Raw genomic sequence first — 17,624 nt, forward strand, 5'->3', positions numbered from 1 at the left:
CGCGTGTCTTTGACACGCTTCACGCGGAAACACCGATAGACTCCTTCGAGAGGTCGTCGTCTATCGAGCTTCGCCGTTCGCATGCTAATCGCATGCTCACGGCGAAACACTACCCTTTTACCACGCCTACCGGTAGGAACGCATATCATGGGCCGACGCAAGAAAATCGTACAGGAATGTGAGACGCTGATGGACAAACCGGAGAACATCCGGAACATCGCCATCGCGGCTCACGTCGATCACGGAAAGACGACACTGACTGACAATCTCCTCGCTGGTGCGGGCATGATCTCCGACGAGACCGCCGGCGAACAGCTCGCGATGGACACCGAGGAGGACGAACAGGAACGCGGGATCACCATCGACGCGGCGAACGTCTCGATGACCCACGAGTACGAGGACACCAACCACCTCATCAACCTCATCGATACCCCTGGCCACGTCGACTTCGGCGGGGACGTCACCCGCGCGATGCGGGCCGTCGACGGCGCACTGGTGGTCGTCGACGCCGTCGAGGGCGCGATGCCCCAGACCGAGACGGTGCTCCGACAGGCGCTCCGCGAAGGCGTCAAGCCGACGCTGTTCATCAACAAGGTCGACCGCCTCATCTCCGAACTCCAGGAAGGGCCGGAGGAGATGCAGGAGCGCCTGCTCGCGGTCATCCGCGACGTGAACGAACTCATCCGCGGGATGACCGAGGAGATGGACGACATCGAGGACGACTGGACGGTCTCCGTCGAGGAGGGCACCGTCGGCTTCGGGTCGGCGCTGTACAAGTGGGGCGTCTCGATGCCCTCGATGCAGCGCACCGGGATGGACTTCGGCGAGATCATGGAACTCGAGCGCGCGGACAAGCGCCAGGAGCTCCACGAGCGCACGCCGCTCAGCGACGTCGTCCTCGACATGGTGTGTGAGCACTTCCCGAACCCCGTCGACGCCCAGCCCCGTCGTATTCCACGTATCTGGCGTGGCGACGCCGACAGCGACGTCGCCGAACAGATGCAGTTCGTCGACGAGGACGGCGAGGTCGTCCTGATGGTCACCGACATCGGCATCGACCCCCACGCCGGCGAGGTCGCCGCGGGTCGCGTCTTCTCCGGGACGATCGAGGAAGGCCAGGAACTGTACGTTTCGGGAACCGCGGGCAAGAACCGCGTCCAGAGCGTCGGCATCTACATGGGTGGCGAACGCGAGGAAGTCGACGAAGTCCCTGCCGGCAATATCGCCGCCGTGACTGGCCTGAAGGACGCCATCGCGGGCTCGACGGTTTCGAGCCTCGAGATGACGCCCTTCGAGTCGATCGAACACATCTCGGAGCCGGTCATCACCAAGAGCGTCGAGGCCCAGCGCATGGACGACCTGCCGAAGCTCATCGAGACGCTCCAGCAGGTCAGTAAGGAGGACCCGACCATCGAGATCGAGATCAACGAGGACACCGGCGAGCACCTGATCTCCGGGCAGGGCGAACTTCACCTCGAAGTCGTCACCCAGCGCATCGAGCGCAACCAGGGCATCCCGATCACGACCGGCGAACCGATCGTCGTCTTCCGGGAGGCACCCCAGGAAGCCAGCCGCGAGGTCGAGGGGATTTCGCCGAACCGCCACAACCGCTTCTACATCACCGTCGAACCGCTTTCCGAGGACATCGTCGACGCGATCCAGCTCGGCGAGGCCTCGATGGACATGCCCGAACTGGAGCGTCGTGAAGCACTCCAGGAAGCCGGCATGGACAAGGACACGTCCCAGAACGTCGAGCACATCCACGGGACGAACGTCATCATCGACGACACGAAGGGGATCCAGCACCTCAACGAGACGATGGAACTCGTCCTCGAAGGGTTCGAGGAGGCCTTGAACGACGGGCCACTGGCCGCCGAGCCGGTTCAGGGCTCGCTCATTCGCCTCCACGACGCCCGGCTCCACGAGGACGCCATCCACCGCGGTCCGGCCCAGGTCATCCCGGCCGTCCGCCAGTCGCTGCACAACGCCCTGATCGACGCCGAGATCCGCCTCCTCGAACCGATCCAGGACGTCCGCATCGACGTCCCCAACGAGCACATGGGTGCCGCGAGCGGCGAGGTCCAGGGTCGTCGTGGCCGCGTCGACGACATGTACCAGGAAGGCGACCTCATGGTCGTCGAGGGCATCGCGCCCGTCGAGGAGATGATCGGCTTCTCCAGCGACATCCGGAGCGCGACCGAGGGTCGTGCGTCCTGGAACACGGAGAACGCCGGCTTCCGCGTCATGGCCGACAATCTCCAGCCGGAGAAGATCACCGAGATTCGCGAACGCAAGGGCATGAAGACCGAACTGCCCGAAGCGATCGATTACTTCTAGAGACCACCTTTTTACTTCAGAGGGTCGCCGACGGCGACCCTCTGAAGTAAAAAGGTGGTCTTGCTGAGCGAAGCGAAGCAAGGCTCGGAAGACGAACGGAGTGAGTTTTCTGGTGGACCAAAAACATCCGAGCGCCTTCGGCGCTCGGGGAAACGACGGCGCAAGCGCCGTCGTATGCTTGTCGCTTGTTGTTTGTTGATTCAACAACTGGTCCGGGGGCCCGCTATCCGTTCATGGTCGGTGCTTTTCACGCCGGTAGATATATTTCATCGGACGTCGTGTGTCGGAGGGCATGGAGTACACGACACTCGGTTCGACCGGAATGGAGGTCAGTAAGATCGCGCTGGGCTGTATGAGTTTCGGGAGTCAGGACGACTGGATGCTGGATGCGGAGGAGGGCCGGGAACTCGTCGAGCGGGCGATCGACCTCGGCGTCAACTTCTTCGACACGGCAAACACGTACTCGTCGGGCGAGAGCGAGGAGATCCTCGGCGACGTCCTCGCGGAGTACGACCGTGACGAGCAGGTCGTCGCGACGAAGGTCCGCTTCTCGGGGGCGAAGGAACACCGCAATGCGGAGGGCCTCTCCCGGAAGACCATCGAGCAGGAACTCGACGCCTCCCTGGAGCGTCTCGGCATGGACACCGTGGATCTCTACCAGATCCACCGCTGGGACTACGACACGCTGATCGAGACCACGCTCCGGGCGCTCGACGATGCGGTTCGGCGTGGGAAGGTCCGGCACATCGGAGCCTCCTCGATGTGGGCCCATCAGTTCCAGAAGGCGCTGCACGTCAGCGATCGGGAGGGACTCGCGCGCTTCGAGACGATGCAGAATCTCTATCACCTGGCCTACCGCGAGGAAGAACGTGAGATGTATCCCGTCTGTGACACGGAGAACATCGGCGTCATGCCGTGGTCGCCGCTGGGGGCGGGCTATCTCACGCGTCCGCACGACGAGTTCACGTCGACAGCGCGTGGCGAGCACGAACTCGACTACGGAACGCCGTATCACGAGGGGCCGGGCAGCGAGGAGATCAACGACCGCGTCGCCGAACTCGCTGCCGACTACGGGGTGACGATGGCCCAGATCGCGCTGGCGTGGCACTTCCAGAACGAGTACGTCGACGCGCCGATCGTCGGAACCTCGAGTATCGAACACTTAGAAGACGCCGTCGAAGCGCTGGAGATCAACCTCAGCGCCTCGGACGTCGAGTACCTCGAAGAACCCTACGAACCAGTCGAAGTTTTCGGCCACGAGTGAGCCATCGCGGGTTCGGTGGAGGTCTCCCGCCGAGGCACGTCGCCCGTCAGGCTTAACTCCCCCTCCGTCGAAGGCCGGATACTCAGATGCCAGAAGTAGAGATCACGATTCCGGATCATCTGGAGATGCAGATCGCCCAGCTAGTCGAGGAAGGCGAGTTTCTCAACCGCGAGGAGGCGATCGAGGACCTCCTCTCAACGGGGCTGAAGGCGTATAAGACGAGTGGCCCGATCGACGACGAGGAGGAACCGGGCCTCGAAGAAGACGGCATGATGGGACACGACGACGAGTACGTCTTCTGAGACGAATTTTCAGACCGCCGGGTGCCCGAAGGAGTGGCCGCCCGGCTGAGAGCAAACAGTCGTTCGGCAGGTCTGTGACGTCTGGTAGGTGTTCCCGGGTAATCCTTATGCCGGACTCAACCTAACGTATCCGTACCATGCATAAAGACGAACTGCTCGAACTTCACGAGGAGATGGTAACGATCATGGACTATTTCGACCGGCAGGAAAGCGTCGACAGCGAGTTGTTCGAACCGTACAAAGAACTCGACGTGACTCCCGCCGACGTTCATATGTCCAAAAGCGAGCACAAACACGCCGTCTTCGTCCTCGGCAACGCGCTGGCGAACGCGATGAGCGAAGACGAGTTCTCCGACGCCGGCCGCGTCGGCAAACGGATGAAAGAACTCGCCGAAGACGCCGAAAGTAAGCTCTGAGGTGGCGGCGTCTATTGCCATCCGGGCGGGAAATCGTCGAGACAGCAGACATTCGCCCGTTTTCTCAAGTTTACCGTCGCCCAGCGCTCATTCATTTTCGAACGCGGGCTCGCGCTGGTCGATGAACGCGCCCGCGCCTTCGACGTGTTCGCTCGTTCCGAACCGGCGTCGCCGGGCGGCGCGTTCGGCCTCCATTGCTGTATGCAAAGACTGTGGCCCGTTCGCTGTGAGTAACTGTCCGGTCTCGCGCGTCGCTTCGGGAGGGCCGGACGCGACTGTTTCGACGAACGCGTCGAGTCGTTCCTCGAACTCACCGGTCGGAAACACTCGCTTGAACAACCCCAATTCCTTCGCGCGCTCGGCATCGAGTAACTCGCCAGTATAGAGGAGTTCGGCGGCCCTCGATTCACCGACGGCCGTCGGGAGGAGTGTCGAGACGCCGGCCCCGACTGGCATCCCGACGCGGTGAAAGCCAAAGCCGATCGACCCGTCCTCGCTCGCGACGACCACGTCACACGCGAGGGCGAGTGCCCCGCCGGCCCCGAACGCCGGTCCGTCGACAGCGGCGACGGTGGGTGCTGGAAACCCATAGAGGCGTTCGATCAACGCGTCGATCCGTTCGAGGCGGTCGACGAATGCCGCCTCGGAAAGCTCGCCGCGTGCGCCGGCGACGATCCCCTCAAGATCACCGCCGGCACAGAACGTCTCGCCCGCGCCGGCGACGACGAGACACGCGGCGTCCGCGACGCTATCGAGTGCGTCGTGAGCCGCCGTGACGATGTCCGGCGTGAGAGTATTGCGCCCCTCGGCGTCCGTGATCGTCACCGTCGCAACCCCGTCTTCGAGTGTCCACTCGAGCGGTTCGCTCATACGATGAGATGGTGTTGTCGACCCAAAGTATCTCCGCTGGCCCCAGTCGATGTTTCGGTGCAGGAATCCGCCCGTGGATTGACGTGGGTTCCGTTCCAGGATGACGCATGCGCATCCACTGGCACCGCCGGGACCTCCGAGTCGCCGACAACCGCGGGCTCGCTGGCGACAACATCGAAGCGGGCGAGGGACCTGTCCTGCCGGCGTTCGTCTTCGATCCGGCCGTCCTCGCTCACGCCGGGCCGCCGCGAGTCGCCGCTCTCCTCGAAGCCGTCTCCGAACTCCGGGACGCCTACCGCGAACGCGGGAGCGACCTCGTCGTCGCCCGCGGCGACCCACAGACTGTTCTCCCGACGCTCGCCGACGAGTTCGGGGCTGAACGCGTCACCTGGAACCGTGATTATACCCGACTCGGCCGCAAGCGCGACGCGGCCGTCCGGGAGGCGCTCGACGACGCCGGCGTCGAGCGAGCGGCTGTTCACGACGCTGTCCTCCACGAACCGGGGACGATCCGGACGAACGACGGCGACCCCTATCAGGTGTTTACGTACTTCTGGAAGAAGTGGCGCGACCGCGAGAAGTCACCAGCCGTGGACGCGCCAGCGCCCGCTGCCCTCGCCGACGTCGAAGACGATACACCGGTTCCGACGCTTGCGGATCTCAGTGTCGACGAGCCGGCGGCGTCGCTTCCGACCGTCACGTCGACTGCAGCCCGCGAACGTCTCGCGGATTTCTGTGCCGAAGACATCTACCGCTACGAGGACCGCCGGGACTACCCGGCCGACGGTTGCACCTCCCGACTCTCACAGCACCTCGCGTACGGGACGATCGGGATTCGTGAGGTCTACGAGGCGACAGAAGAGGCTTACGCACGTTCCGACAGCGACGCGGAACGCGAGTCCGTCCGAGAGTTCCAATCCCAACTCGCGTGGCGGGAGTTCTACACCCAGGTTCTGTGGTTCAATCCCTCGGTGGTGACCGAGAACTTCAAAACCTACGAGAACCCGATCGAGTGGCGGTCGGATCCGGAGGGCTTGCAGGCCTGGAAAGACGGCGAGACTGGCTACCCGATCGTCGACGCCGGGATGCGCCAGCTCGAGGCGGAGGCGTACATGCACAACCGCGTCCGAATGATCGTCGCGTCGTTCCTGACGAAGGATCTGCTGATCGACTGGCGGAAGGGCTACGACTGGTTCCGGAAGCGACTCGTGGATCACGACACCGCAAACGACAACGGCGGCTGGCAGTGGGCCGCCTCGACCGGCACCGACGCACAGCCGTACTTCCGGATCTTCAATCCGATGACCCAGGGCGACCGCTACGATCCGGACGCAGAGTACATCCGGGAGTACGTCCCTGAACTCGACGGCGTTCCGGCCGACGCCATCCACTCCTGGCACGAACTCGACCCCGGGACGCGCGAGATGCACGCCCCCGACTACCCGGCCCCGATCGTCGACCACGCCGAGCGACGCGAAGCGGCGCTTGCGATGTTCGAGGCAGCGCGCGGCGAAGACTAGCCCACAACCACCGGACGATCCGCTGACCAGTCGTTGCAGTGGCCCGAAATTTACGGCCTGGAGATACACCGATCGACGGCAGCTCGCTGACCCGCTGATCGACTGGTGTTTCGGTCCAACGCCACGCTTTCCGTCGGTCCATGTTCCACGATAGCATTTGGCTTCTAAAGGTTTAACAGGAGTCCGTTCGTCAGAAAAGATGGAGGAAATTCACATGTCCGAACGTTCAAACCCCGAACTGCCGTCCCTGCCGTACGACTACGACGCCCTCGAGCCGCACATCTCCGAGCAGGTCCTGGAGTGGCATCACGACACCCACCATCAGGGCTACGTGAACGGTCTCGACGCCGCCGAGGAGACCCTCGCCGAGAACCGCGCGTCGGGCGATCACAGCACGACCGGCGGCGCGCTGGGTAACGTTACCCACAACGGCTCCGGTCACTACCTGCACACGCTGTTCTGGGAGAACATGTCCCCGAACGGCGGTGGCGAACCCGAGGGCGCTCTCCTGGAACGGATCGAGGAGGACTTCGGCTCCTACGACGCCTGGAAGGCCGAGTTCGAGGCCGCAGCCGGTGCCGCGGGTGGCTGGGCACTGTTGGTCTATGACCCTGTCGCCAAGCAACTCCGGAACGTCGCGGTCGACAAACACGACAACGGTGCGCTGTGGGGCTCCCACCCGATCCTGGCGCTCGACGTCTGGGAGCACTCCTACTACTACGACTACGGACCGGACCGCGGCAGCTTCATCGACGCCTTCTTCGAGGTCCTCAACTGGGAGAAAGTCGCCGAGGAGTACCAGAAGTCCCTCGATCACTTCGAGTAAGTCCCTCGATCACTTCGAGTAAGTCCCTCGATCACTTCGAGTCAGTCGCCCGGTCAATTCGAGTCAGTCGCTACCCCTACCTCACGTTTTTGCGGTCAGATCACCACGATGTAGCTCGCCTTCGGTCGTGAGCGCGACGCACATTCAGAACAGACCGTCCGGCCCTCGAACGTGACCTTTAGGCATCCCATCGGCGTATCGAGTGGTATGCCACGCCCGAGAGACGAGTTCGACGACCTGCGACCGCTGGAGTTTCGCGAACCCGAAGACGTCCTTGCGGCCGACCGGATGTACACGATCTACGAGGTAGCCAAGTTGTTGCAGGGCCTCGACCCCGAGGCCGACCTCGACGTCGAGACCGAGAACGTCCTGCTTGACTGGGCGATCCCGTGGATGCTCAAGTACGCCGAATCGTTCGTCTTCGCCGAGCCGGCCGGCGACGACGAACCCGGCTACTACGGCCTCGCGACTGACGCATGAAGCTGCTCGTCGCGGGCGCTGATCGGGTCGACGCCGGCAAGACCACCTTCTCGACGGGGTTGCTCGAACGCACTGGCGCGATCGGATTCAAGCCACGGGCGGGCAACGACTACTGGTTCGACCACGACGACTACCGCCGGGCGATCGCGGACGGTCGCCTCTACGGGAAAGACGCCAGGCGACTCGCGGCGGCGGGCCCCGGCGAGCGGTCGCCCGAATCACTGAATCCGATCCATCGACTCTGGCGGCCGAGTCCGGGAGAGGGCTCCGGCCTGCTCGGGCAAACTGACCGGGAGTTCGTCCTCGATCGGGTGGGGGACCGTTTCGTCGTCAACGGGACGGTCGAGATACCCGACTCAGCCCGCGAGCACCTCCCGATTTCGGAGGGTGCCACCGTCGAGTCGCTCCAGGAGTTCAACGCTGTCATGCAGCGTCTCCACGTCCCGGCACTGGACTCGATCCGCGAAACCGTCGAATCGGCAGATCGGGCTGTCGTCGAGTCATACGGGAACATCGCTCGCCCGGTAGCAAACCTGTCGCCTGACGCCGTCGCAGTCGTCGAACCTGGCCGTGTCCGGGTGTATCCGGGCAACCGCTACGAGAAGGCCTGTCGGGTCGCCTCCGGATCGGCCAGAGAGGGCCAACTCGAGGAGCGCGTTCCCGCGGTGGTCGATCTGATCGACCCGGTCGCCACTGTCTCGCTACCGGCACTCGACACTGATCGACGACGGGATCCGGCTGCGATCGCCGAAGCCTACGATCACGCTTACGACGCCGTCCTCGCTGCAGCCTTCGAGTGAGCACGGGTAGAACGGACGCTCAAAATCGTGCCGCCTGGCCGGCGAGTTCGATAGTCTGGTAGGGCTCGGTCTGGACCGGACGGCCGTGGCCGGCGTACATTACCTCCAGGCCGGGCTCGACAGTCTCCAGGACTCGCCGGATGCTTTCGACGAGTAGCGAACGGTCGCCTTCTTCGAGATCGGTCCGGCCGAATCCACCGTTCTCGAAGACCAGATCGCCCGCAAAGAGAATTTCAGGCTCGGCGGCGTACAGACAGAGGTGATCGTCCTTGTGGCCTGGTGTGTGCAGGGCCGTGTAGGTGTGATCGCCCAGCACGACGCTGTCGCCGTCGGCGATCGCTCGTTCGACGCCAGAGGCGTCTAGGTCGTAGCCAAAGACCGGGACGTCGAAGGCCGTCGTGACTGCTTGTAGATTGCCGACGTGGTCGGGATGGGTGTGCGTCAGGACGACGGCGTCGATCGTCTCGACGTGTTCCCGGACGCGCGCGATCACGTCGAAGTCGTTGCCGACGTCGACGAGTACCGTTCGGTCGCCGGTCACGAGATAGACGTTGCTGGTGAACCCCTCGACGCCTTCGGCGAGATTGCTGATCATACGGGCGAAAGTACGTCGAGACGCTTCAGGCGTTCGGGTCGTCGACATTCCGATACCGCTTCGACGATCGCGTCTTGCCGAAAGTAGCCATCCAGACCCACAGGGCTATGTACCCGGAGCTAAATACCACCAGATAGATGGCCGATGTCAGGTTCCGAACCACCAGTCGTCCTCATCGTTGAAGACGAGCCGGACGTCGCCGAGACGTACAAACTCTGGTTACAGGACGAATACGAGGTTCGCATGGCCGAGAGTGGATCGACGGCCCTGGAGATGCTCGACGAGACCGTCGACGTGGTGTTGCTCGACCGGATGATGCCGGGGTTGTCGGGTGACGAAGTCCTGGGGCGGATCCGCGACAGTGACAGCGACTGCCGGGTCGCGATGGTGACCGCCGTCGAACCCGACTTCGACATTCTGGAGATGGGATTCGACTCGTATCTCACCAAACCGATCCGGAGCGACGAACTCCATGACACCGTCTCAAATTTGCTCGAACGGTCGACCTACGACGACCTGCTCCAGGAGTATTACTCGCTGGTCGAAAAGCAGGCGACGCTCGAAGCGACCAAGAGCCACGCCGAACTCGCCGAAAGCGAGGAGTATCGAGAACTGACCGAGCGCGTCGACGAACTCGATGACGACCTCTCAGAGACCCTCGGCGGGGTCGAAGACGACGAGGACTTCATCGCAACGCTTCGGGAGTTGAGCAATGGCGACGAACACTGATCAACCTGGGACAATGTACGATCTCTCATCAGTACTCGACGTCGAAGCCCTCGAGGCCGTCAGGCCCGGGTCGAGTATCCTGATCTCCGGCCCCGCGATGACTGGCAAACAGGGACTGGCCTACGACGTCCTCGCGGACGGGGTGACGGACGGACAGGGTGCGATCATCGTCTCGACGGGCGATCGCGCGGAGACTGTCGTGAACGAGTTCGCCGGTCGAGTCGGTACCGACGACTTCGAGTTGGGCGTCATCGACTGTGCCGGCGATCAACAGACTGGCGAATCAAGCGTCGGAAACGACGTGTTCACCCATCGTGTGAACTCGCCCGGCGACCTGACGGGTATCGGAATCGGGATCACGGAGGCGCTCGAGGCGCTCCACGGTCGTGGCGCAGATCGTGGCCGGCTCGCGCTCTCGTCGCTGTCGACGATGCTCACCTACACCGACCGCAAGACCGTCTTCAAGTTCTGTCACGTCCTCTCCTCGCGACTCGAGGCCGCCGAATATCTCGGGCTGTTCACGATCGACGCCAGTGCGCACGACGAACAGACGCTACAGGTGATCAAGCAGGCCTTCGACGGGATGATCGAGATTCGCGAGAACGACGGCAAACGGGAAGCCCGCGTCCGTGGATTGACCGCCGAACCCAGCGAGTGGGTCGAACTGTAGGTCCGCCGGTCCAGTGTCTCTCAGTCGTGTCCGTCGCCCGGGTCGTAGCGTTCGGCTTCGTCCCAGTGTTTTCGGAACTGCGATTCCAGTTCGAGTGCGAACGACGGGTCTTTGACGTTGAGCAATCCGATGACAGCGTCCTGTTCCATCGGGTTGATGACTTCGAAGCAGAGTTCGACGTAATTCAATCCCAGGCCGAGACCGACGAGGCGTTCGCGGCCCGCCTCGAACGTAACGACCTCACGGAAAACGGCGTTCCGGACCGGAATCTGGAGCCGATCTACGACGAGGTGATGGCATCCGAGTCCGGTGATCGCGCTCGTGAATATCTCACCGAGGACAGACAGGCGACGAAAGTCGTCTACCAGGTCAAAGCCAGCGCGAGCCAGAAGGACGTGACCGAGGACGCACGGACACTCGCCGCGGACGCCAGATTCGACGCCACCGCGACGGGTGACATCGTCGTCTTTCGGGCGCTGACGGAGGCGCTGATGGAGTCGGCCGTCTCGAGTTTCCTGGTCGCGTTCGGCCTCTCGGGCGTCTTCCTCGTCGTCATCTTCTGGTTGCTGGAGGATCGGCCGTCCCTGGGCGTAGTCACGATGGTTCCGATCACCGTCGCGATCGTGCTTCTCGTCGGGACGATGCCGGCACTGGGCATCGCGTTCAACGCGCTGACGGCGACGATCCTCTCGATTTCGATCGGCCTCGGCATCGATTATTCCGTCCACGTCGTCCACCGCTTCGTCGACGAGTACGACGAGTGCGGGGACGTCCACGAGGCGCTGCTGGTGACCCTCGGCGGGACCGGCGGCGGGATCACCGCGAGCGTCCTCACCACGTCGGGGAGTACCCTCTGTATGACGATCGCGGTGAATCCGATCCTCGGCGAGTTCGGCCTGCTGACTGGCGTCAGTACGCTCCTCTCGGACATCACCGCGGTGGCGATCCTACCGCTGACGCTCCGTGGTTGGGTGTGGCTCTTCGAGTGACCCGGCTCCGATTGACGGCTCAATCCAGAATGGAGTCCAGAAACGAGACCCACCGCCGCGAGCTCTCGACGTCGGCCTGTCGAGCGCTGTCTGCGAGGTTCGGCTCGTGGAGGTTCTTGAGTGCCGATATCGCCCGGTCGATCCCGACGATGGACTGAGCGAGGTCCTCGGCTTCCTTCGCGGTCAGGTCGGCCGACTCGAGTCGTTGCTTGCGCTCCTTGCGCTCGGCGGTGAGTTTCGCCCGCACTTTCCGCACCCGGTCGCGCAACTCCGGCGGGACGGTCCCCTGGCGTTTGGTCTCCCAGACGAATTCCTTTAAGTTCATCTCCGTTCCCTGGATTTCGACCGCTTGGGGCAACTGCTGGCCGACCGTAGCGCTCTTGCGCTGGACGCGCTCCAGCAACTCCTCGCGCCGCCGGTCGCTGAGTGGTTCGTCGTCCCTGGTGTCGTCCATACACGTTCTCGGGTCTCCGGTGTCGCGTATCTTTTGGTCTCTGATCGCTGTGGTTCCGTCCGTTGGTGCCCACCGCGAAAAGTGGATTTATCTACCTGCCGGCCGGCCGACTGTACATGGACGTTCAGTTGCTCGAAGCCACCGACGATCCCGAGGAACTCATCTGTTCGGCCGCGCGCAACGACTACCTTTCTTCGTTCGTCGGCGACCAGTCCTTCGCGGAGATCATGGACTCGGTCGGCGGTGACGACCTCGAGGAAAAGAAAGAGACGATGATCCACCGACTGCTCGAGCACGGCCACTACGGCCCCTTCGAGCACCCTCACGCCACTTTCGCCATCGAGGGCGTCAGCCGGTCGTGTATGGCCCAGATCACCCGCCACCGCCACGTCACCTTCGACATTCAGTCGATGCGGTACGTCTCCTTCGACGAGAAGGAACCCGAGCCGGGCGAGGCAGTCGTCGAGATTCCGGGGCTCTCCGATCCGGGACTGACCGGTCGCAACGCCGATTTCGCCGAGGAATACGAAGGCCTTGACGACGAGGCTGTCCTCGAGAATCGGGAGACGGCCTACCGGGACGCACTCGAACAGTCCTTCGAATCCTACCGCGAACTCCTCGACCTCGGTGTGCCGGCCCAGGACGCCCGGATGGTGCTGCCGATCGGCACGAAAGTCAACATCGTGATGACGCTGAATGCCCGGATGTTGATGCACATCGGCGACATGCGGGCGGCCGCCGACGCCCAGTGGGAGATCCGCGAGATGACCGAGGACATCCTGGATCTCGCCGCGGAGTGGGCCCCGATCACCTTCGAATACTACGACGAGCACATGAAAGACCGCAAGAACCGACTCGCTCCCTGATCGAGTCGCGTGTCGTGAGGACCGATCGACACCGGGCTGGCAGTATCGTTCGTGAGACCAGCGACCGTAGGTATATACTTTCGGAGCCTAAACTCGCCAGCGTATGAGTGACGACGACACTGACGAAGAGTCCCCACCAGAGGGCGAGGCTACAGCAGACGAATCGGCTGGCACCGACGCCGCCGAGACGATGCCCGTGGGAGTCAAGCTCGGGAGCACCCGGACTGTCGTCTCCTATCCCGGCGACGACGGCGACATGGAGACCGTTCGGATCCTGACCTGTCTGGCGACTTACGAGGACGCACTCACCGGCGAAGAACGGGTCCTCTACGGCGAGGAGGCCGCCGAGGAGTACCCCGACCGCGTCCAGTTCATGCTCCGTTCCGGACTGCCCGAGGACGAGGACGGCGCGGCACTGACCGAGCGATTCTTCGAGTCGCTCGTCGGGGCAAACGATATCCCCGAAGACAGCGGCGTCGTCTACGCGATTCCGACGATCGACAACGAGGCCGGGCTGGCCAACCTCCGGTCGGTCGTCGAGAACAGCGCCATCGGCGGGGCCTTCATCGAGAGCTACCCCGAGTCGCTGTGTGGCGCGATCCCCGCGTTCGGCGACGACCTGGAAGCGATCAACGAGATCTTTCTCGCGATCAACATGGGCTCGACGAACCTCGAAGCCTCCGCTTACCGGCGTGGCGAGCAACTCGCGCCGTTCACCACCGGTGCGGTGACGGGCAACGAGGTCGACAGACAGATCACCAACTACGTCGAGGCCGAAACCCAGGGACGGGTCAACATCGACACCCAGACCGCCCGCGAATACAAGGAGGAGCACGCCGACTTCGAGAACTTCGAGCCGTTCACGGACGTCATCCAGCAACCGGGCGGGGGCTCACACGAGTTCACGATCGAACGCAGCGTCATGGACGCTGTCGACGAGTACGTCGACGACGTGGTCGAGGAGTTCGCCAACACGTTCCTGCCCGAACTCGCCAACGACCACATGAAAGTCTACCAGCTCGCCCTCGATCGCCCGATCGTCCTGACCGGCGGGATGGCCTGCATTCCCGGCATCGTCGACGAGTTCGCCGAGCGAGCCAGCGAGGCGCTCGACCGTGACGTCGAGGTCATCGCCCCCGAGAACCCGGACCTGGCCGCGACTGTCGGCGCACAGCGCATCGCCGCGCGACTCGCCGACTCTACGTAGCGTCGTCCCCGTTTTCTGTCGACTGCCGCCCGTCGCTCCAGCACGCGAGCCAGGATTCGATCTGTGGCGTTCGCTCCGACTCGTCGTCGGCCCGTGATCCGTCGACCGTTCCCCGCTCGATCAGCGATTGAACGTTGCCGGATCGGGGCGAGACGTCCCCCTGCACCGGGCCGAGTTCAGCCGGCAACGAGAGTGCAAGCCGAGGCATCGCATAGTGCGTTTCGACACGGTCCACCTAAACCCCAGTCAGACACCCGTCAGTCAGCCGGCCGACGGCCGGGAGACCGGTTCAGCTCCTCGCGGTTCACTCCACGATCGAAGGCCGATTCGACAGCGCTTGGGGCTAGCATCCCGCATCATTAAGGTAATCCGACGTATATGCGATCGCATGGCAACCGACGACGAGGGGATCGTCGGCGACGAACTCCTTTCGAAAACTGGGAGCGGGGGACTGTTCAGCGACGGCTACCTCGCCGAGAAGCCGATCGAATTCTACCTCGAGTCCGACGAACAACCACGGGTTGTCTTCGCGACCGACGGGGGAGGCGTCGTCCGTGACGGTCCAGACGAGCAGGCTACCTACGAACCCGCATCGGACTACCGGACGCTCGTCGCGGCGACGTCCCGTCGCGTCGTCCTGGTCGTTGGTGGGGCCGACGACGGGAACGACTTTTGCCAGGAGATCCCGCTGACTCGAATCGATCACGTCGAGGCTACCTCCGGGTTGCGGGAGTCGACTCTTCGGTTCTGGGTCGGAGACGACGTCTGGGAACTCTCCGTCGCCACGACCGACCCGGAAACTGTCGAGACGTATCTCTCGACGGCCTCCCAGCGTCGCATCCGTTTCGAACGGTTGCTCGGTGAGGCCGAGGACGCGATCGTGGCGGCCGCCGATGCTTGCTCGGCCGGACGACTCCAGGCCGCAGAAGCGGCGCTCGGACGGGCTGATTCCGCCCTCGAGGAGGCCAGAGACCCTCTCGATTCGTTCCCGGCCGACGCCCCCGAGATGGACCACCGATTCGACGCCTATCGCGAACGTTACCGAACGGAGGCACAGCGATTGCTGCTCGAGCGAGCCGAGCAGGCGCGTGCGGACGCCAGGGACCAGTGGCGGGCGGAGGACTACGAGGCGGCCGCGGACGCCTATCAGCAGGCACAGGAGGTCTGTGAGACGGTGCTCGAGCGGGGACGACTGTCCCCAGAGGCGGCCCGTCGTATCCGTAACATCCTGACTTCGATCGAGCGCGATCGTCGGCGACTGGCCGTCGCCCCGATCCGGGCCGCGGCGGCGTTCGAGCGGGCGCCAGCAGCGTCGACGCTTCCCGGCGAGGCAGCCGACCGGTGGCAGATCGCCTACGACCGCTACCGCCAGGTGCTCGAACTCGATTGGGGGGCGGACGATGATCGGTTCGTCGGCCACGCCGATCGGATTCGCGAGCGCTTGGCGACGATCGCGGCCGAACTGCTGGCTGCCCGGTCGCGGTCGGCCACCCTTCATCGACGGGCTGCGATCCGACTCACGACAGCCCAGTCTCTGGAAGCCGCGATGGACGCCTACGTCGACGCCAGGGACCACCTCCAGGCGGCGATCGAGACGGCACGGGAACTCGATCCGCCGGCCGTCCCGTCGCTTCAGGACCGACGCGAGACCGTCGAGCGCCGGATTGAGGTCCTCGCCGACGGTGACGCCGAGACGGGCCGGCGGTCCGTGCGGACGAGCGGCGGGCTTCCGGTGGGGGATGTCGGGCCGATTCGACCGCTATCGGACGCCGAACACTCCGAACTTGTGCCTGTCGAGTTCGACGATCAGCTGCCGGCCGTCAGAGCAGCCGAGACGGACGCCATGGCGCTGGCTGTCTTCGAGATCGCGGGCGGCCAGCACCCGGCGCTCGCCGTTCCTCGTGAGTCACGCGCACAGTACGTTCGTCACGTCGAGTCTCTCGGAGAGCAGTCCCTTCGCCACACCGTCGCGGACGTCTGGCGAGACCTTGGCTGGGCAGTCGAACGGACTGACGGCGGGTCGCCATTCCTCGCGAGACGGCCGGACGTCGGCGCGACGTTGCTCCTTTCGGTTCGCCGCCGCGCCAGCCCAGTCGGCCCGTCGGTCGTTACCGCACTCGCTGGTCGAACCGCAAATCGGGACGGCGACCCGTGGCCGATCCTCGTGACGACCGATCCGATCGAACCCGAATCCGTCGAAACGGCGGCTTCGGCCGGCGTCACGATTATCGACGCGCGCGGTCTGGCCGAACTCTGTTATTTGAATGACGGACAGTCCGACGGGGCTCGGGAAAGCCGCGCGACCAACACCGTACGACCGTCTTGAGTGACTTCGTCGCGTTACGTTCCGGGGGCGAGACGTCCCCCGGCCCCGTGGAACACACCTTGAAGTCGACGTCGGTCGTTCGGACACGTATGGAGCCAGCAGGCATCTACGCGCGGGCGATCGACTATCTCGATCGATACGTCCAGGTCGGCCTCGCGGGTGACCGGATCATCGCGGTCTCGTTCCCGGAGACGCCAGCCAACGACGCGGCGACGGATCATCCGCTCCTCGATCGGTTGGAAGCGTACTTCGAGGGTGAACCAGTCTCGTTCGAATCGGAGACCGTCGCGCTGACGATGGCGACCGACCACCGGGACGTTTTGGAAACGCTTCGATCAGTCCCCTACGGGGAAGGAATTACCGTCGAGGCACTCACGCGCATGACGCCCGGGCTCGATCCCGACGCTGAGGCGGACGTCCGGCTCGTTCGATCGGCGCTCGCCGAAAACCCCGTCCCACTGGTCGTTCCCGATCATCGCGTTCGCGATGGTCCGAGCGGGGCACCGCCGGGGGTCGAACAAAAACTCCGGTCGATCGAAGGGCTCGCCTGAGCAGAAATCGTGTTTCGCCGTTCTCACTCTGGAGGCACCCATCCAGTGTGACTGCACTTCGTTAGGTCAACAGGGCGCTACTGGGCTGGATCGTGCGAGTCGAACCGGCCGGCGACGTACGAGACCGCGGCCAGCAGGACGCCGAGCGCGAGGCCGACGGTGAGCATCCCGTAGACGGCCATCCCCAGCGTGTTTGCGGGCAGCGCGAGCACGCCGAACAGCTCCGGCTCGACGATGTCCGGCCTCGTCGCTCCAAGTACCGCGCCCATCACGCCGGCGATGGCGACGACTGCCAGGTAGAGGCCGAGGATGACTCGTCGACCGCGGATCGGGGTAGCTTTCGACACACCCCCCGATATGTGCCGGAGGCGATTAGGCTTTTCACTCCCGGCGGCTACCAGTGGGTATGTCCGAGAAGGAAC

General features: G+C 64.0%; 21 protein-coding genes. 15 read left to right on the forward strand and 6 right to left on the reverse strand.

Going from position 1 to position 17,624, the window contains the following annotated elements:
* Positions 1–147: 147 nt before the first annotated feature.
* The 4 genes from HTIA_RS13745 to HTIA_RS13760 all read left to right on the forward strand — a co-directional run bounded on the left by HTIA_RS13745 (position 148) and on the right by HTIA_RS13760 (position 4,319).
* Positions 148–2,337, forward strand: coding sequence for an elongation factor EF-2 (locus HTIA_RS13745; RefSeq protein ID WP_008525333.1), 2,190 nt, complete (start codon positions 148–150; stop codon positions 2,335–2,337).
* A 292-nt stretch (positions 2,338–2,629) separates the two neighbouring features.
* Complete coding sequence (locus HTIA_RS13750; RefSeq protein ID WP_008525332.1) at positions 2,630–3,601, forward strand: aldo/keto reductase; 972 nt, start codon at positions 2,630–2,632, stop codon at positions 3,599–3,601.
* A gap of 86 nt (positions 3,602–3,687) precedes the next feature.
* The gene (locus HTIA_RS13755) at positions 3,688–3,903 is read left to right on the forward strand and encodes a ribbon-helix-helix domain-containing protein (protein WP_008525331.1); all 216 of its coding nucleotides are present in this window, start codon (positions 3,688–3,690) and stop codon (positions 3,901–3,903) included.
* A 137-nt stretch (positions 3,904–4,040) separates the two neighbouring features.
* On the forward strand, positions 4,041–4,319 hold the full coding sequence (locus HTIA_RS13760) for a UPF0058 family protein (RefSeq protein ID WP_008525330.1): 279 nt from the start codon (positions 4,041–4,043) through the stop codon (positions 4,317–4,319).
* Positions 4,320–4,406: 87 nt separating this feature from the next.
* On the opposite strand, the gene HTIA_RS13765 is transcribed toward HTIA_RS13760, so the two are convergent.
* A complete protein-coding gene (locus HTIA_RS13765) occupies positions 4,407–5,189 on the reverse strand; it encodes an enoyl-CoA hydratase/isomerase family protein (protein ID WP_008525329.1) in 783 nt (260 codons plus the stop codon).
* A gap of 107 nt (positions 5,190–5,296) precedes the next feature.
* On the opposite strand from HTIA_RS13765, the gene HTIA_RS13770 reads away from it, so the two are divergent.
* From HTIA_RS13770 to HTIA_RS13785, 4 genes are all read left to right on the forward strand, one after another.
* Positions 5,297–6,709, forward strand: a complete 1,413-nt coding sequence (locus tag HTIA_RS13770) for a cryptochrome/photolyase family protein (protein WP_008525328.1) — start codon at positions 5,297–5,299, stop codon at positions 6,707–6,709.
* Between the two features lie 214 nt (positions 6,710–6,923).
* A complete protein-coding gene (gene sod, locus HTIA_RS13775; RefSeq protein WP_044951224.1) occupies positions 6,924–7,535 on the forward strand; it encodes a superoxide dismutase in 612 nt (203 codons plus the stop codon).
* Between the two features lie 207 nt (positions 7,536–7,742).
* Positions 7,743–8,015, forward strand: coding sequence for a DUF5827 family protein (locus HTIA_RS13780; RefSeq protein ID WP_008525325.1), 273 nt, complete (start codon positions 7,743–7,745; stop codon positions 8,013–8,015).
* Positions 8,012–8,815 carry an ATPase gene (locus HTIA_RS13785; RefSeq protein ID WP_008525323.1) on the forward strand — a complete coding sequence of 268 codons (804 nt, stop codon included), beginning with the start codon at positions 8,012–8,014 and terminating at the stop codon, positions 8,813–8,815. Before HTIA_RS13780 ends, HTIA_RS13785 begins: the two co-directional genes overlap by 4 nt.
* 19 nt (positions 8,816–8,834) lie before the next feature.
* On the opposite strand, the gene HTIA_RS13790 is transcribed toward HTIA_RS13785, so the two are convergent.
* Complete coding sequence (locus HTIA_RS13790) at positions 8,835–9,410, reverse strand: MBL fold metallo-hydrolase (RefSeq protein ID WP_008525321.1); 576 nt, start codon at positions 9,408–9,410, stop codon at positions 8,835–8,837.
* Positions 9,411–9,554: 144 nt separating this feature from the next.
* Between HTIA_RS13790 and HTIA_RS13795 the strand changes: the two genes are divergently transcribed.
* Positions 9,555–10,139, forward strand: a complete 585-nt coding sequence (locus HTIA_RS13795) for a response regulator transcription factor (RefSeq protein WP_008525319.1) — start codon at positions 9,555–9,557, stop codon at positions 10,137–10,139.
* Positions 10,123–10,809, forward strand: a complete 687-nt coding sequence (locus HTIA_RS13800; protein ID WP_021029666.1) for an RAD55 family ATPase — start codon at positions 10,123–10,125, stop codon at positions 10,807–10,809. Before HTIA_RS13795 ends, HTIA_RS13800 begins: the two co-directional genes overlap by 17 nt.
* Before the next feature lie 20 nt (positions 10,810–10,829).
* Here HTIA_RS13800 and HTIA_RS17530 read toward each other — a convergent pair whose 3' ends face one another.
* Complete coding sequence (locus tag HTIA_RS17530) at positions 10,830–10,958, reverse strand: hypothetical protein (protein ID WP_449404936.1); 129 nt, start codon at positions 10,956–10,958, stop codon at positions 10,830–10,832.
* A gap of 144 nt (positions 10,959–11,102) precedes the next feature.
* Between HTIA_RS17530 and HTIA_RS13805 the strand changes: the two genes are divergently transcribed.
* Complete coding sequence (locus HTIA_RS13805; RefSeq protein WP_449404937.1) at positions 11,103–11,798, forward strand: MMPL family transporter; 696 nt, start codon at positions 11,103–11,105, stop codon at positions 11,796–11,798.
* A gap of 19 nt (positions 11,799–11,817) precedes the next feature.
* Here HTIA_RS13805 and HTIA_RS13810 read toward each other — a convergent pair whose 3' ends face one another.
* Entirely contained in the window at positions 11,818–12,252 is a 435-nt protein-coding gene (locus HTIA_RS13810) for a DUF5788 family protein (RefSeq protein WP_008525315.1), read from the reverse strand.
* Positions 12,253–12,368: 116 nt separating this feature from the next.
* On the opposite strand from HTIA_RS13810, the gene thyX reads away from it, so the two are divergent.
* Both thyX and HTIA_RS13820 read left to right on the forward strand, forming a co-directional pair.
* Positions 12,369–13,118 carry an FAD-dependent thymidylate synthase gene (gene thyX / locus HTIA_RS13815; RefSeq protein ID WP_008525314.1) on the forward strand — a complete coding sequence of 250 codons (750 nt, stop codon included), beginning with the start codon at positions 12,369–12,371 and terminating at the stop codon, positions 13,116–13,118.
* Between the two features lie 103 nt (positions 13,119–13,221).
* Positions 13,222–14,325, forward strand: coding sequence for an acetate and sugar kinases/Hsc70/actin family protein (locus HTIA_RS13820; RefSeq protein WP_008525313.1), 1,104 nt, complete (start codon positions 13,222–13,224; stop codon positions 14,323–14,325).
* Here the strand turns inward: HTIA_RS13820 and HTIA_RS13825 are convergent.
* Positions 14,318–14,533: a hypothetical protein gene (locus HTIA_RS13825; protein ID WP_008525312.1), complete on the reverse strand. Its 216-nt coding sequence runs from the start codon at positions 14,531–14,533 to the stop codon at positions 14,318–14,320. The genes HTIA_RS13820 and HTIA_RS13825 overlap by 8 nt on opposite strands.
* Before the next feature lie 180 nt (positions 14,534–14,713).
* On the opposite strand from HTIA_RS13825, the gene HTIA_RS13830 reads away from it, so the two are divergent.
* Together HTIA_RS13830 and HTIA_RS13835 are read left to right on the forward strand one after the other, a co-directional pair.
* Entirely contained in the window at positions 14,714–16,651 is a 1,938-nt protein-coding gene (locus tag HTIA_RS13830; RefSeq protein WP_008525311.1) for a restriction endonuclease, read from the forward strand.
* 89 nt (positions 16,652–16,740) lie between these two features.
* Entirely contained in the window at positions 16,741–17,202 is a 462-nt protein-coding gene (locus HTIA_RS13835; RefSeq protein ID WP_008525310.1) for an MGMT family protein, read from the forward strand.
* A 77-nt stretch (positions 17,203–17,279) separates the two neighbouring features.
* On the opposite strand, the gene HTIA_RS13840 is transcribed toward HTIA_RS13835, so the two are convergent.
* Positions 17,280–17,549, reverse strand: a complete 270-nt coding sequence (locus HTIA_RS13840) for a DUF7520 family protein (protein WP_008525309.1) — start codon at positions 17,547–17,549, stop codon at positions 17,280–17,282.
* Between the last annotated feature and the right edge of the window lie 75 nt (positions 17,550–17,624).

It is taken from the genome of Halorhabdus tiamatea SARL4B (genome assembly GCF_000470655.1).
GTDB lineage: Archaea > Halobacteriota > Halobacteria > Halobacteriales > Haloarculaceae > Halorhabdus > Halorhabdus tiamatea.